At 39.7% G+C, this 16,004-nt stretch carries 11 protein-coding genes; 6 read left to right on the forward strand and 5 right to left on the reverse strand.

Annotated elements, in window-relative coordinates:
• Positions 1-157: 157 nt before the first annotated feature.
• Positions 158-1,765, reverse strand: coding sequence for an OmpA family protein (locus QWZ08_RS08575; RefSeq protein WP_290336975.1), 1,608 nt, complete (start codon positions 1,763-1,765; stop codon positions 158-160).
• Positions 1,766-2,029: 264 nt separating this feature from the next.
• On the opposite strand from QWZ08_RS08575, the gene QWZ08_RS08580 reads away from it, so the two are divergent.
• Genes QWZ08_RS08580 through QWZ08_RS08590 form a run of 3 tightly spaced genes read left to right on the forward strand, consistent with a single transcriptional unit; the run spans position 2,030 to position 5,460 of the window.
• Positions 2,030-2,992 (forward strand): polyprenyl synthetase family protein, encoded by a 963-nt coding sequence (locus QWZ08_RS08580; RefSeq protein ID WP_290336978.1) that lies wholly within the window; start codon positions 2,030-2,032, stop codon positions 2,990-2,992.
• A gap of 42 nt (positions 2,993-3,034) precedes the next feature.
• Entirely contained in the window at positions 3,035-4,741 is a 1,707-nt protein-coding gene (gene recJ / locus QWZ08_RS08585; RefSeq protein ID WP_290336980.1) for a single-stranded-DNA-specific exonuclease RecJ, read from the forward strand.
• Positions 4,742-4,767: 26 nt separating this feature from the next.
• Positions 4,768-5,460 carry a class I SAM-dependent methyltransferase gene (locus QWZ08_RS08590; protein WP_290336982.1) on the forward strand — a complete coding sequence of 231 codons (693 nt, stop codon included), beginning with the start codon at positions 4,768-4,770 and terminating at the stop codon, positions 5,458-5,460.
• 24 nt (positions 5,461-5,484) lie between these two features.
• Here the strand turns inward: QWZ08_RS08590 and htpG are convergent, their stop codons facing one another.
• The gene (gene htpG / locus QWZ08_RS08595) at positions 5,485-7,305 is read right to left on the reverse strand and encodes a molecular chaperone HtpG (protein WP_353960476.1); all 1,821 of its coding nucleotides are present in this window, start codon (positions 7,303-7,305) and stop codon (positions 5,485-5,487) included.
• Positions 7,306-7,398: 93 nt separating this feature from the next.
• The gene (locus QWZ08_RS08600) at positions 7,399-8,100 is read right to left on the reverse strand and encodes a head GIN domain-containing protein (RefSeq protein WP_290336984.1); all 702 of its coding nucleotides are present in this window, start codon (positions 8,098-8,100) and stop codon (positions 7,399-7,401) included.
• Positions 8,101-8,292: 192 nt separating this feature from the next.
• Here QWZ08_RS08600 and QWZ08_RS08605 point away from each other — a divergent pair, with 192 nt between their 5' ends.
• The 3 genes from QWZ08_RS08605 to QWZ08_RS08615 all read left to right on the forward strand — a co-directional run bounded on the left by QWZ08_RS08605 (position 8,293) and on the right by QWZ08_RS08615 (position 14,380).
• The gene (locus QWZ08_RS08605) at positions 8,293-11,385 is read left to right on the forward strand and encodes a glycosyltransferase family 117 protein (protein ID WP_290336985.1); all 3,093 of its coding nucleotides are present in this window, start codon (positions 8,293-8,295) and stop codon (positions 11,383-11,385) included.
• 247 nt (positions 11,386-11,632) lie between these two features.
• The gene (locus tag QWZ08_RS08610) at positions 11,633-12,730 is read left to right on the forward strand and encodes a vWA domain-containing protein (RefSeq protein ID WP_290336986.1); all 1,098 of its coding nucleotides are present in this window, start codon (positions 11,633-11,635) and stop codon (positions 12,728-12,730) included.
• Between the two features lie 126 nt (positions 12,731-12,856).
• Positions 12,857-14,380: an AAA family ATPase gene (locus tag QWZ08_RS08615; RefSeq protein ID WP_290336987.1), complete on the forward strand. Its 1,524-nt coding sequence runs from the start codon at positions 12,857-12,859 to the stop codon at positions 14,378-14,380.
• 53 nt (positions 14,381-14,433) lie between these two features.
• On the opposite strand, the gene QWZ08_RS08620 is transcribed toward QWZ08_RS08615, so the two are convergent.
• On the reverse strand, positions 14,434-14,916 hold the full coding sequence (locus tag QWZ08_RS08620) for a hypothetical protein (protein WP_290336988.1): 483 nt from the start codon (positions 14,914-14,916) through the stop codon (positions 14,434-14,436).
• A 52-nt stretch (positions 14,917-14,968) separates the two neighbouring features.
• Complete coding sequence (gene murB, locus QWZ08_RS08625; RefSeq protein WP_290336989.1) at positions 14,969-15,994, reverse strand: UDP-N-acetylmuramate dehydrogenase; 1,026 nt, start codon at positions 15,992-15,994, stop codon at positions 14,969-14,971.
• Positions 15,995-16,004: the final 10 nt, after the last annotated feature.

Consider the following 16,004-nt stretch of genomic DNA (forward strand, 5'->3'; position numbering starts at 1 on the left):
TGCGAAATTAATGATTTTAAATCAAAAATCCCTTCTAATTATCGTATAGCAAAAAAGATCCCGTTAAGGTTTTGGTAAACCAATTTCCGGATGATTATCGTACTTGCAAAAAGAGCCCCTCCAACAGGAAGGGCTCTTCGACAAAAACTATTTTTAATTAGTTTGATTTAATATCAATCGTATTGGAATCTCCGCCGCCAATAACCTTATCAACCAAAACCCTGTCCGGACTAATACCTAATTTTTCAACCAGGTAGTTTTTAACCGCATCCAGTTTTTTGTCAGCTAGAGACTGTTCCTTTTTAGAGGCTGCAGGATATGCCGTCAATGTAATTGTACAGTTAGGTTTTTCTTTCAATTTATTGGCAACTGTTGCAAGCAATGCTTTTGTATCGGCTTTTAATGTAGCTGTTTTAACAGAAAGGCTTGGGTAATCAGAAGCACAGGCATTCAGGCTATCCATTTTTGCATTCATAGCAGTGCAGCAAGCAGGATCAGGGCATTTACCAACACCATCAGCATCTACTGGTTGACACTCTGTAGGAGTGATCAATTGCTTATCCTTACAATCCGGAACACCATCACCGTCTGTATCCCTAGTTACACCATGAGAATCAACCGGGCAACCAGCCGGAGTATTCGGCTCTCTGTCCAGTTGGTCAGTAACACCATCACCATCCGTGTCATCCAAAATTGGTTTAGGCAACTTCATGTGCTTAGGATTGTTGATTTCGCTGTAAGCATAATCCAAAGGATTCAGCCACCACAACGGCTCAACAGCCTTCGCGCCCAAATTAAAATTGATGCCAAGAGATAAATAGTTATAAGAATCGTAATCAGGAGTCAAAGCAGCATCAAGTCCGTCCGGATGCTCTTGCCAGCGTTGTCCGTCCAATAAATCAGACTTTACGAAAGTATGCCGGTCTTCCAGAGCCAGATTAACCCTGTTGCTTAATTTGAAAGCTACGCCGGCAAGTACAGTACCAGAAGCTCTTAAGGTATTCTTTCCCAATTTAGGGCGACGGTTTCCTTCTGATTCACCAGGTGTTTCATAGGTATTATCCATACCATCCTTCAACCGTTTCAAAATATTCCTCCTGTTAGAGTAGCTGATATCACCGCCATTGGCTATGCTATTATACAAGCTTGCATAATTGTTTCCAGATGCATCAAGTGCATTTACCATTACGTTATACCAGGTTGCGCCAACCCCAGCACCTGCATAAATGGTAACCCCAGTTTTTTGTTTATGAAAACGAACATTATTAAGGGTAAAGATGCCCTGGATTCCCAAATCCTGTACATGTGTTTTATAATTGTAAAAAACTGCATCTACATTTGGTTTGTAACCTTTGCCCGCCGGAAGATTACCATTTGGGGCACTAACCAATGCATCGTTATTAGCATAGTTATATGAAGGCTGCCAGTTCATTCCTTTAGGCGATCCGTTTAAATACTGTGCCCGTAAGGAGAAGATATATCCTAACGCTTTTCTGACATGTGCTTCAAATCCGAGTCTTGGTACTCTGCCAGCAACATCTCCCATTACTACAATGTTGCCTAGCGATACACCTACTTCAACCATATTGCGGGGCTTAGCCGGAAAGTTATATGTGTTGTTCATAAATTCATTCTGCTGCGGCAATTTTTTCGCCGGAATCACTGAAGAATCAAAAACACTATAACCAGAACCCGTTTGGGCAAAAGATGTAGTTGATATCAGGGCCAGAAACCCCAGAATTAATTTGTACTTTTTGTTTGCCATAACTTATTGATTATTAAAATTCTAAAATTTAAGAGTTTTCACATACAAAATTAGATAATGGGAGTTAATAACCAAATTTTTTTAGGATTATTTACCTTTACTACTAATTCTGTCCTGTTTAATTTGCAAATTAAGATTATAATATGTACTATTCTGCTGCTTCTTGTAAAAACTTATTGTTTTTTAATAAAATTTAAAAGGCACAGAAAAAATAAATTACTTTGAACCCGTTTTTTCCTGCACTATATTGCCGTCTTTTTAGAAATGGAATTTATAAAAAATATAATAGGTGAAGAACTAAATACTTTTGAAAAGAAGTTCGCCGAATCGGTAAAAAGTCAAACTCCGCTTCTTGACAGGATTATGAAATATATCATCAAGCGCAAGGGTAAACAACTCCGTCCGATGTTTGTATTTTTAAGTGCAAAACTGCATGGCCCCATTAATGAAAGTACCTACAGGGCTGCGGCATTAGTTGAATTACTACATACAGCAACACTGGTTCACGACGATGTAGTCGATGAATCTCTTGAAAGAAGAGGCTTTTTTTCTGTAAATGCAATCTGGAAAAACAAAATCGCTGTATTGGTAGGTGATTATCTTTTATCGAAAGGCCTGCTTTTATCAACCGATAACAAAGATTTTGAACACCTGCAAATTTTATCCCAGGCTGTAAAGCAAATGAGTGAGGGTGAATTACTTCAGATAGAAAAATCCCGGAATCTAAATTTAAAAGAGGAAATCTATTTTGAAATCATCCGGAATAAAACTGCCTCCCTGCTGTCATCTGCCTGCGCCGTTGGCGCATGGAGTACCTGTAAAAACGAAGTCATTAGTAACAAAATGAAATTGTTCGGGGAAAAAGTGGGTATCGCATTTCAAATAAAAGATGATCTTTTTGACTATGGCAAAGAAGATGTGGGAAAGCCTACGGGCAATGACATAAAAGAAAAAAAACTAACGCTGCCACTCATTTATACCTTAAATAAAATAAGCGCTCCAAAAAGAAGGGAACTTATTTACATCATTAAAAACGAAAATAAAAACACGCAAAAGGTCAGGCAGGTTATTGACACAGTAGTAGCCTCAGGCGGCATTGATTATGCCGCGGAAAAAATGACTGCTTACAGGGATGAAGCACTCGCCATATTATATGAATTTGAGGATAATGAAGTCAGGAAAGCATTGGAGGAACTGGTACGCTACACAACAGACAGAAAATATTAGATCACATTCTGACATTCCACACGGCAATAATTTTCAATTAGGATGGAAAAAAGATGGAACATACTGGAAGTTGATAAAGTTGTTACCGCTGATTTACAGGCAGCTTTAAAAATAAACAGCAGTTTATGCCGCATCCTTGTAAACAGGGGCATTGACAGTTTTGAAAAAGCCAAAGCGTGGTTTCGTCCATCGCTTACAGCCCTGCATGATCCGTTCCTGATGAAGGACATGGACAAGGCTGTGGAAAGAATTGTTACGGCCATTCAGAGTAATGAGAAAATAATGGTCTTTGGTGATTATGATGTAGATGGCACAACCTCTGTGGCCCTAATGTACCAGTTTCTCTGCAAAATCTACAACGGGAAAATGATTGAATTTTATATTCCCGATCGTTATAAAGAAGGCTATGGCATCAGTAAGGCAGGGATTGATTATGCCGCTGCTAATAATTTCTCTCTTATCATATCGCTGGATTGCGGAATAAAATCTGTGGCATTGATAGCTTATGCAAAAACGTTGGGCATAGATTTTATTGTATGCGACCATCATTTACCTGATGATATCTTACCTGAGGCTGTTGCCATTTTAAACGCCAAACAAAAAGACTGCGATTACCCCTACAAAGAATTGTGTGGTTGCGGCGTTGGGTTTAAATTAGTGACCGCTCTAGCCCAACGGTATGGCATTGACGAAGAACACTATTATTGTTATCTTGATCTGGTAGCCACCGCTATTGCGGCCGATATTGTACCAATGACGGGCGAAAACAGGATACTTGCCTATTTTGGCTTGCAGCAAATTAACTCCTCTCCCTGCGCTGGCATTAAAGCGCTGATCCATTTGGGCGGCATTCAAAAAAAACTATCCATTACCAATGTTGTTTTTGTAATTGCGCCCAGAGTAAACGCCGCAGGGCGTATGGATGATGCAAAAAAAGCCGTTTTATTGTTTATTGAAAAAGATGTTGACCGGGCGATGGAGTTAGCCAAATTACTGCATATTGATAATACCGACCGAAAGGAGGCCGATAGCAGTATAACAGCCGAGGCACTTGCAATGATTGATAACAAAGCGGAAATGATCAACCGCAAATCAACCGTTGTTTACCAGGAACACTGGCATAAAGGAGTGGTGGGAATTGTGGCAAGCAGACTGACAGAAAAGTATTACCGTCCAACCATTGTACTTACACGTAACGGTGATATTGTTGCAGGAAGTGCCAGAAGTGTAGTTGGTTATAATTTGTATGAAGCGGTGCATGCCTGCAGGGAACATCTATTAGGATATGGTGGCCATTTCGCCGCGGCAGGTCTTTCACTGTTGCCTGAAAATGTAATAGCCTTCACTGAAAAATTCGAGGCTGTTGTAGCCAGTACTATTGCACCACATTTACTGATACCTGAAATTATAATTGACAGTGTTATTTCTTTTAACGAAATCAATCAAACGCTATACAATATCATTTGCCAGATGGAACCGTTTGGGCCGGAAAATATGCGGCCAATATTTGTAGCAAAAAATATATCCGATAGTGGTTACTCGAAAATTGTTAAAGAACAACATGTGCGTTTTGTTGTAAAACAAAATGGTATAACCTTTACTGGCATTGGCTTTAATCTTGCTGATAAATTTTCCATACTTGAAACGAAAAAGCCCTTTGACCTTGTTTTTACGATTGACGAAAATGAATGGAACGGCGAAACAAATTTGCAGCTTAAGATAATAGATCTGCAGGTATCCCGTTCCTGATACCATATACCCCTAATAAAAAAAAATTGAAATTATTCACTTACCTGCACTATTTTTTTTACGTCGGTTTTAACTGGAACTTTCGCATTGCGCTTAAAATTATAAAGCAGGAAATAAAGGGCGAAAAAAAATATGGCATTTCCACAACAGGAGCCGACGAATTAAAAGATCTTTCTAAAAAAGGAATTGATACTTCGCATGCAACCATGTACATGCCTATCAGTTATACCTTGCTGGAGCAACTATTTAAACAACTGCCGGCTACACCAAACATGCATTTTGCAGACATCGGTTGCGGCAAAGGCCGGGCGATGTGTGTGGCTGCTTACAACGGATATACAAATATCACCGGTGTTGATTTTTCTGAAAAATTTTGTGAAGATGCACGCCGCAATCTTGAGAAGATGAAAGAAAAATTTCCTGAAATGAATTTTGCAGTTCATACTGCAGATGCAATGAATTATGATATTCCTCCTACCGCTGATTGCCTGTTCTTATTCAATCCTTTTGATGTGGTGGTAATGAGCGCAGTGGTATTTAATATAATGGAAAGCGTCCGCATGTATCCGCGGGAAATTTTTGTGGTATACGCTAATCCGCTTTATGAAGAATTGTTTTTAGACGAAGGCTTCAAGGAAATTTTTCATACAAAAGAAATGAAATACCTGGAAGCTGCTATACTAAAACTTCCGGCATTATTACAACGCCGGAAGTCTTAATCAACTATACTAAAATTTGAATCTTTAGTTACTTCCCATCATCTCCACACTTCTGTTGATGAAGTTAGTAAGTGTGTTTCCTTTCAATAGCCCCTGGGAAAGCAATGCAAGATCGGCCAGGTTATGAACCAGCTTTTCCTGTTTGCCTTTATCACTTTCAGCAAGTACATTTTTGTACAATGGATGATTACCATTTACAGTCAGCGTTACTTCGTCTGGCATGCTTGCATAGAATGCACCCATACCGCCCTGCATTGCTGCCATATCCTTCATACGGCGCATAAACTCTGGCCTGGTAGCTGTTACGGGTGGCGCATCAACACTTAATCCTTTCAATTCAACCGTTACATTTAACTCGGGAATTTTCACGCCGAATAGTTCTTTCAATGTCGCTTCCTCGTCTTTACTCAGTACACTTTCTCCGCCTTCCTGTTTGTCTATCAGGTTGTCTGTTATGTCGCTGTCCACTCTTACAAACTGAACATTTTCCCACTTCATCTCCATCTGGTTTACAAAACCGTTGTCGATGATAGTTTCCATCTTCACCACCTTATATCCCTTAGCCACCGCCTGTTGGATAAATGCATCCTGTTGCACCGGATCTGTAGTGTATAAAATAACCTGCTTACCTTCTTTATTTTTTTGCAGGGTTTCTGTGGCTATTTTGTATTCGTCAAAAGTAAAAAACTTACCTTCTGTATCCTGTAGTATCAAAAACCTGTTAGCCTTTTCCAAAAACTTGTCGTCGGTCATCATACCATACTTCACAAACAAGCCCAGGCTCTCCCACTTCTCTTCAAATGCCGGCCGGTCATTTTTAAAAATCTCTTCTAACTTATCAGCCACCTTCTTTGTTATGTGTGCATTTATCTTTCGCACATTGGGGTCGCCCTGCAGGTAACTGCGACTAACATTTAAAGGAATATCAGGTGAATCAATTACACCTTGTAGCAACATCAAAAATTCCGGAACAATATCTTTCACTTCATCTGTTACAAAAACCTGGTTGCTGTATAACTGTATTTTATCTTTTTGTATTTCATAAGATTGTTTAATCTTAGGGAAATATAAAATACCGGTAAGGTTAAATGGATAATCAACATTTAAATGAATCCAGAATAAAGGCGCTTCATTAAACGGATATAATTCTTTATAGAAATTCTGGTAATCTTCTGTAGTTAGCTCGGAAGGCTTCTTTGTCCAGGCTGGGGTTGGATTATTAATTTGTTTATCTTCAAAGAAAATGGGGATCGGTAAAAAACGGCAAAATTTCTCGAGCACTGTTTTAATTCTGTGCGGCTCCAAAAACTCCTGGCTCTCTTCATTCAGGTACATTACGATGTCCGTTCCCCTGTTTTCCTTTTGCGTATCTTCCAGGGTAAATTCAGGGCTGCCATCACACTCCCATCTTACAGCAGCCGCGTCGTCCTTAAAAGATTTACTAATTACTTCTACCTTTTCACTTACCATGAAAGAGGAATAAAAACCCAGCCCAAAATGACCAATGATATTGTTCTCATTCTGTCCTTTATACTTATCCAAAAATTCTTCCGCACCGCTAAAAGCAACCTGGTTCAGGTATTTGTCAACTTCTTCTCCAGTCATTCCGATTCCTCTATCAGAAATGGTGACTGTCTTTTTCCCGGCATCTATTTTTATCTCAATTTTTAGTTCCCCCAAGTCTCCTTTCGCTTCACCGATAGAAGAAAGGGTTTTTATTTTTTGGGTGGCATCTACCGCATTACTTACCAGTTCTCTTATGAAAATATCGTGTTCGCTATATAAGAACTTTTTAATAATCGGAAATATATTTTCCGTTTGTACCCGTATGTTTCCTTTTTGCATGATGAAAGATTTTCGAAGTACCTGTCAAAGAAAATACCAAATATCAAAAAGTGACAAGATGACAACGAATGCAGACTGAAATACAATTATTGCTTAGTCCTCTTTTTTTACGTTGGCAGCACCGCTTGTTTTTTGAGAAACACTGGCAGCACCCTTATAATAAATATTGGCAGCACCAGATGCATCGGCAGTTAACTGTATGCTTGCATACACATGGATGGAAGCTGCGCCGGAAGCAGTTGCAGTGGTAGTCTCACTCATCAAATCCTCCGTCTTAATTGTTCCGCTGCCAGAGGCCTCAGAATGATATTCTTTTGTTCTTCCGCTTACTTTAATAGTGGATGCTCCTGTTGCCTCAGCTGATACTTCAGGAGCATCTATTTCTCCATTAATATTCGCAGCACCGGATGCTTCGAGCTGTAGTTTATCGGTGGTCTTCAACACATTTTTTATTGCTACGTCTGCAGCTCCGGAACTATGAATATTTGTAATTTCAGGAGCAATTATATAAACTTTATAATGACCATTATTAAAATTAATTCCGTCCCTCGTGCGGATATGTAATGTATGTCCGGAAACTGTCGTTTCTATATCCTTTATCAGGTTGTCATCTGCCTCCACTTTAACTTCTGTAGGCGAACCGTTTTTCAGTTCCACTTCATAAGCACCGCCGGCTTCAATGCCAGTAAAATCGCCTGTATTCCTGGTTTCTGTAACTATATTACCACTGCCATGTATTTGCGTGCAGGCGCTCAATATCAAGATAGTTAATGCCAGTAATCCGAATTGTTTCATTTTCTATTTTTTTACAAAGATTTAAAATAAAATGCTGGTTTGCAAACCACCTGTAGGGCAATAGTTACCCCTTATAATTGATTATATCAGAAATATAAATTAAAAACTTGTAATTGATTCATAAAAAATTGTTATCCCAGTGTATCAATGGGTTGATAGTTTTATATTTGCCCACTTATAATTAACTTCTATATGAATTTTAAACGTGTTAATAACATTTCAGGATGGATAATCTGTATTATTGCCTGCACTGTTTATATTATGACCATGGAAGCGACGGGCAGTTTTTGGGACTGTGGTGAGTTTGCTTCCAGCGCTTATAAATTACAAATTCCCCATCCACCCGGAGCGCCGCTTTTTGTTTTAATCGGCCGGTTGTTTATGGCTCCGTTCGATCCAAAACATGCCGCCACAGGTATTAACCTGATGAGTGCCCTTGCAAGCGGCTTTACCATTTTATTTTTATACTGGACGATTACCCACTATGCCAAAAAACTGGTACAAAAAGGGGAAGAAGAATTGAACAGCGCCCAATTATTCAGTATTGTAGCCGCTGGCACAGTGGGTGCGTTGGCTTACTGTTTTTCTGATTCTTTCTGGTATAGCGCTGTTGAAGGTGAAGTTTACGCATTGTCCTCCTTTTTTACTGCCATTGTTTTTTGGGCGATGGTAAAATGGGAATCTGCTGTAACTGAAGAAAATAAAAGAGGCATCACCGGGCATTTTACCGGTGCAGACAGGTGGTTGATTTTAATTTTTTACCTGATGGGCCTTTCAATCGGTGTGCATTTGTTAAACCTGCTTACCATCCCGGCCATGGTAATGATCTATTACTTTAAAAGATATAAAACAACCAACTGGGGAATTTTCTTTGCCTTTATAATTGGTTGTGCCATTACAGGCATCATTCAAAAGGCGGTTATACAATGGACCATTAAAGGTGCCGGCAATTTCGATATTTTATTTGTCAACGACTTCGGCCTTCCTTTTTTCAGTGGTTTTGCCTTTTTCTTTGTATTGCTTGGGGTAGCTATTTATTTCGCCCTGCGCACGGCCAATAAAAAAAACTGGAACTTTTTAAAACTGGGTTTGTGGAGTTTCACCTTTATGTTGCTGGGGTACAGCAGCTACTTTACCACGTTAATACGCAGCAACGCAGATACCGCTATTGACATGTACAATGTTGATAACCCCGTTAACCTGGTTGGTTACCTGGCACGTGAACAGTATGGAGATTTCCCCCTGGTGATAGGCCAGGATTTTACTGCGCAGCCAACCGACCAGCAATACGTAGATACTTATATTAAGGGAAAAGATAAATATGTAAAGAATGGCCGTAAGATAGAAACCACCTGGGCTGATGAAGACTTGCATGTTTTTCCGAGAATGTGGGACCAAAGCAACGACCAGGGCCATGCGGATTACTACGCCAGCTTTGCAGGCATTGGTAAAGATCCGAAGACCGGCGAATGGAGTGGTAAACCCACCATGGCAGACAATATCAGCTTCTTTATGCAGTACCAGGTTGGCTGGATGTACATGCGTTATTTTATGTGGAATTTCGCCGGCAAGCAGGATGACGTGCAAGGTGTGGTGATGGGTAATGTGAGAGACGGCAACTGGAAAACAGGCATTTCTTTCTGGGACAATGCCCGCTTGGGGAACCAGTCTGTTATGCCGGATAGTATGAAACGCAACAAGGCGAACAACAGTCTTTTTGCTTTGCCATTGATATTGGGCTTACTGGGTCTATTTTATCATTATCAAAAAAATAAAAGGGACGGGCTTGTAGTTGGCCTGCTTTTTTTCTTTACCGGTTTTGCTATTGTAATTTACTTAAATATGCCAGGCAACCAGCCGAGAGAAAGGGATTATGCCTTCGTAGGATCCTTTTATGCGTTTGCCATTTGGATAGGTATTGGCGTTTTATATGTAAAGGAATTACTGCAAAAAGCGATGAGTGCCAATGTAGCCAACTATGTTGCTGCGGGCATCTGTATATTAGCTGTGCCGGTATTGATGGCCAGCCAGGAATGGGATGATCATGACAGAGGTAAAAAAGTATTGGCAAGAGATCTGGCGATTGATTACCTGGAAAGTTGCGCACCCAATGCTATTTTAGTTTCGTTTGGAGACAATGATACGTACCCCTTGTGGTATGCACAGGAAGTGGAAGGCATACGCCGTGATGTACGGGTTATCAATAGCAGTTTACTGGGTACCGATTCCTATATCAATCAGTTGAGGTATAAAATAAATCAGAGCGATCCGATTGACCCGATCTGGACTGCAGATCAGATTGAAGGTGCAAAACGAGATTATATTTATTATGCTCCAAAAGCAGGCGTTGATCCCAATCAGTATATGGATTTGTATACCATGATGAAAGATTATGCAGGCAGTGATGATCCTTCCAAAGTGGAACAGTCCAGAGACGGTAGTATATTGAATGTTTTCCCAACCCGTAAGGTATCCGTACCGGTTGATATCAATGTGGTAAAAAGCAATGGTACAGTTAACGCCAATGACAGTGTGGTGAACGAAGTAAAGTTTGATATACCGGCAAGATCAGGTTTACAAAAAGGAGAAACCGCTATCTTGAATATTATTGCGGCAAACAAATGGAAACGTCCTATTTATTTTACAAATGAGTATAACGAGCTTGGTTTCGGCCAATACCTACGCCAGGATGGACTTACCTACAGGCTTGTTCCAGTGCTGAACAAAGAGGTTAACGAAAACTGGGTGTACGATAAGATGATGGGCAAATTTGTATTTGGCAATGCCAATGTTAAAGGGGTTTATTTTGATGAAGAAAACCGCCGCCACCTCAACAGCATTCGTTTGGCCTATGCCAAAGCTGCAGGCAACTTAGCCGAAAACGGTAAAAAGGAAGAAGCTAAAAAAATGCTGGAGAAATGTGATGCAGGAATGCTGGAAGAGAACATGAGCTATGGCATGGTGTCCCGCTATCAGCAACACGATTACGTATCATACCAGTTTCTGGATGCCTGTTACAAAGCCGGTGATACCGCCCTTGCGGAAAAAGTTACCCGCAGTTTAAGGAAAGACCTGGAACAGCAAATGACTTATTACAATAGTTTGAATGAAACCAGGTTGTCCCAGTTTGACCAGGAAAGAGGCGATATGCCTATTGCTGCCAACCTGCTGAAAGGCCTGCAGCAAATGGAGCAGTTTTATAAAAATCCAAAACAATTAGAAGTGCCTGCCACTATTAACAATAATACCGCTCCTGTAAAAAAAACAGATAGCATAAAAAAATAGTTTTTTTCTTTTCCAAAATCCTTTCATCAGCAGTGGTGAAAGGATTTTTTATTTAACAAACGAACCAACCACATGAAATGATTGTTTCGTAAATTGTGAAGTAGCGGCTAATCATACTATTGAATCAGCCTCAGCCAAACATATTTAATGTACATGTGAATTTTACCTTACGGCCGGTTTAATTTCCATTGGCTTTGACATCAATTTTTGCCGTACGATCTGTGGAATTAATTAAATTATTATGATCATGACAGGATACAACTTTTCAAAATACGACCCCAACGAAAATAGTAAAACCAAATTTGAACAATTGCTCGATATTTTTATGCAGTTACTCACTTACACGAATGGTGATGTTGGTGAAGCCATGCAATGGATGAATGAGCTGGATAATGAATATAAGCTTACCGACAATGATTACGGTATGGGTGATTTTTATGAAGACCTGAAAGACAAAGGTTATATTGATGAAAAGAAAGGCAAAGGCGAAATAAAGATAACACCAAAAACAGAACAGGGTATTCGTAAAAAAAGCCTGGAAGAAATCTTTGGAAAGTTGAAGAAAACAAAGCAGGGCAATCACAATACTTTTAAACCTGGTGGCGGCGACGAAATCAATCCAGAATCCAGGCCCTTTCAATTTGGCGATACGCTTGAGCAAATTGATTTTACGGCATCCATCCGCAACGCACAAATTAATCATGGAGCAGAAAGTTTCAGGTTGCATGAAGATGACCTGGAAATAAGAGAAACAGATTTTAAGAGCCAGACTTCTACCGTACTAATGATTGATATTTCTCACTCGATGATTTTATATGGCGAGGATAGAATTACGCCCGCAAAAAAAGTGGCGATGGCATTGAGTGAACTGATTCAAACAAAATATCCCAAAGATACCTTGGACATAGTCGTGTTTGGTAACGATGCCTGGACCATTGAAGTAAAAGACCTGCCCTATTTACAGGTAGGTCCCTATCATACCAATACAGTCGCAGGGCTTGAACTGTCGATGGATTTGCTGCGTAAAAGGAGAAATCCAAACAAGCAAATTTTTATGATTACAGATGGTAAACCTACCTGCTTAAAAGTAGGTGCCAAATATTATAAAAACAGTTTTGGAGTAGACAGAAAAATTTTAAACCGATGCATGAGCCTTGCAACCCAGTGCAAAAAATTAAAGATTCCCATCACGACATTTATGATAGCATCTGACCCTTACCTGCAAAAGTTTGTACAGGAATTTACAGAAACTAATAATGGTAAAGCATTCTTCGCCTCATTGGATAAACTAGGCGCTTTTATCTTTAAGGATTTTGAGAGCGGCAAAAGAAAAACGGTTTATTAAATCTTTTGCCGGTAAGACGCAAAGTCGTCTTTTCTTAGTCAGGTATTCCTGATAATTACTTAACTAATTAAAAATAATAACGCTATCAAGGACCAATGACTAAACACCCTGACGGCAAAATAAAATATGAACAATAAAATAAAAACACTCGGCGAACTTAAAAAAAGCGGTTACGTTTCCAGAAGCATTAAAGATGAAATCCGGGAGAACCTGATTAAAAAAATTAAGGCGAAAGAAAACGCCTTTCCCGGTATTTTAGGATACGAAGATTCTGTAATACCGGATACCGAAAGAGCGTTGCTAAGCCGCCACAACATTTTATTTCTCGGTTTACGCGGACAGGCAAAAACACGAATGGCCAGGCAAATGACAGAACTACTGGATGAATACATACCTGTGGTTGCGGGCAGTGAAATCAACGATGATCCTTTACAACCCATCTCCCGTTACGCAGTTGATTTAATCGAAACCTATGGCGATGATACGCCCGTTAACTGGTTGCACCGCAGCCAGCGCTATGGTGAAAAACTGGCTACACCGGATGTTAGTGTTGCCGACCTTATTGGTGATATTGATCCAATTAAAGCGGCTAATTTAAAATTAAGTTTTGCAGATGAAAGGGTATTGCATTACGGTATAATACCCCGAAGCAACAGGAGCATCTTTGTTATAAATGAATTACCGGACCTGCAGGCAAGAATACAGGTTTCGTTGTTTAATATTTTGGAAGAAGGTGATTTACAGATACGTGGTTTTAAGATGCGTTTACCCCTTGACGTTATGTTTGTGTTTACCGCTAACCCAGAAGATTATACCAACAGGGGAAGCATTGTAACCCCATTGAAAGACAGGATAGAAAGCCAGATACTTACGCATTATCCCAAATCAATAGAAACATCTCTTGCTATTACAGAACAGGAAGCCAATATTAATGAGGATCAATCAACGAGAGTTAGTGTAAGTGACCTTGTAAAACGGCTGATAGAGCAGGTTGCATTTGAAGCAAGAGGCAGTGAGTTTGTAGACAAAAAAAGCGGCGTAAGTGCAAGGCTTACCATTGCTGCGTATGAAAATGCAGTAAGCGCTGCGGAACGTCGTGCCATCATTAACAATGAAAAACAAACACAGGTGTGGATCAGCGATATGATCGGTATCATCCCCTCTATCACGGGTAAAATTGAACTGGTATACGAAGGCGAGCAGGAAGGCCCGTACCAGGTAGCATTTAATTTATTGGAAAAAGCTATCCGTACACAATTCACTTTGTACTTCCCCAATCCCGATACCTTAAAAAAGAAAAGAGGCAAAGATCTTTCCGTAGAAGAAAATCCTTACCGCTCCATCACCCGCTGGTTTGATGGCGGTAACCATCTGGATATATTTTTTGATACAAAAGATGAAGACAAAATTCAGTTGCTGTACAAAGTGGATGGCTTACATGCGCTGGTGAAAAAGCATCATAAGGCAGCCAATGAAAAAGAACTCGCCTTACTAATGGAGTTTGTATTACACGGCCTGGCAGCTTTTTCGCTCATCAGCAAAAAAGTGGTAGAAGGAAAAATTGAGTTTAAAGATTTAATGGGCAGCATGCTTAATATGGGCAGCAAATCTTTTGGTGATGAAGATTTTAACGACAACGATTTTAATTAAATATCGTATTGGAAAAGAAAAGCCGCTAACAAATAAGCGGCTTTCTTGTTGTATTAAAACTTATAGCCAAAGGATATGCCCGCGTAATAAGGTATAAAAAAGCCTTTGCCGAATATAGGCACCATAGCTGCCCTGAAAACAAAACCATTTGCAGCCGGCTGGTACCTGTAACCAAAACTTGTATAACCGAATACTGCATTATTGTTAGTGTTGTCAGAGCCAATAGAAAAATCAGTAGCGTTTACGAAAGTTGCGCCACCGCCAATTTCAAAATAATGTTTGGTTTCCTTTCCTATTAAGTAATTTAATCCCACGGGTATAAAAAGTGCACCTTCTCCATCAATCGAAAATCCTCCGACACCCACTCTAAAACCAAGTCCATCTTGCGTTTTTTGAAAACGCATATCGTAATTTACTGAGGCAAAGCCGGGACCACCCAATTCAAAATACATTGCTTTTCCAGCTGATTGAGCGCTGGCTGAAACAGAGATAATTAAAAAAAGAATAGTGAGGAAGAATAAATTTTGCTTTTTCATACAAGGCAGCTTTTATTTGGTGTAGTGCAATATAATCTCCATTATTAATATATCAAATAATATTTACTTCCCTTTCTAACAACACTCCAAATTTTTGCTGTACGCTTTCAATAATTTCCTTACTTAATTTAAAAATTTCTTCACCAGTTGCATTGCCATAGTTTACCAGCACCAATGCCTGCTTTGCATGGCAGCCAGCATCGCCTTTGCGATACCCTTTCCAGCCGCATTGTTCTATCAACCATCCTGCGGCCAGCTTTACATTTCCATTATCCAGCGCATAGCCCACTACGTTAGGAAACGTTTGTTTAATTACTTCAAATTGTTGCTGATCTATTTCAGGGTTTTTGAAAAAACTTCCGGCATTACCAATCACTTTGGGATCCGGCAGTTTGCTGCTGCGGATATTGATAACGGCCTGTGAGATACCTTGTATGCTCAATTGTTCAACGCCCATCGCCTGTAATTCCTGTTCAATGGCACCGTAGCTGGTATTAAAATGTGGTGTTTTGCTTAACCGGTAAGTAACGCTGGTTATGACAAATTGGTTTTTAAACTGCCGTTTAAATACACTTTCCCTGTAGCCAAATTTGCAATCATTCAATCCAAATATGACTGTCTGTTTTTCATTCAAATGAAAAGCTTCCAGTTCATAAAAAACATCCTTCAGTTCTACTCCGTACGCACCAATGTTCTGCATTGGCGAAGCGCCCACATTGCCCGGGATCAGCGAAAGATTTTCCATACCTGCCAGGTTATTATTAATGCAGTACATTACCAGCTGATGCCAGTTCTCCCCTGCCCCGGCCTTTATAAAAACAGCATCTCCCTCTTCCGCAATTTTTTCAATTCCTTTTAGATTATTTTTTAAAACAAGTCCTTCCACATTTTTGGTAAGGAGGATATTACTTCCGCCACCCAGTATCAAAGGCATAGTTAAAGAAGCATTGCTGATATCCTTTTTAAATGCAAGCAATTCTTCCAGCTGTTCAACAGAATTAAAAGTTGAAAAATATTGCGCCGATGCATCAATGCCAAAGGTGTTGAATTGTTTAAGTGAAAAATTTTCTTTGATCATACAAATCTGA

It is taken from the genome of Ferruginibacter paludis (genome assembly GCF_030409685.1).
Classification (GTDB): Bacteria; Bacteroidota; Bacteroidia; order Chitinophagales; family Chitinophagaceae; genus Ferruginibacter; species Ferruginibacter paludis.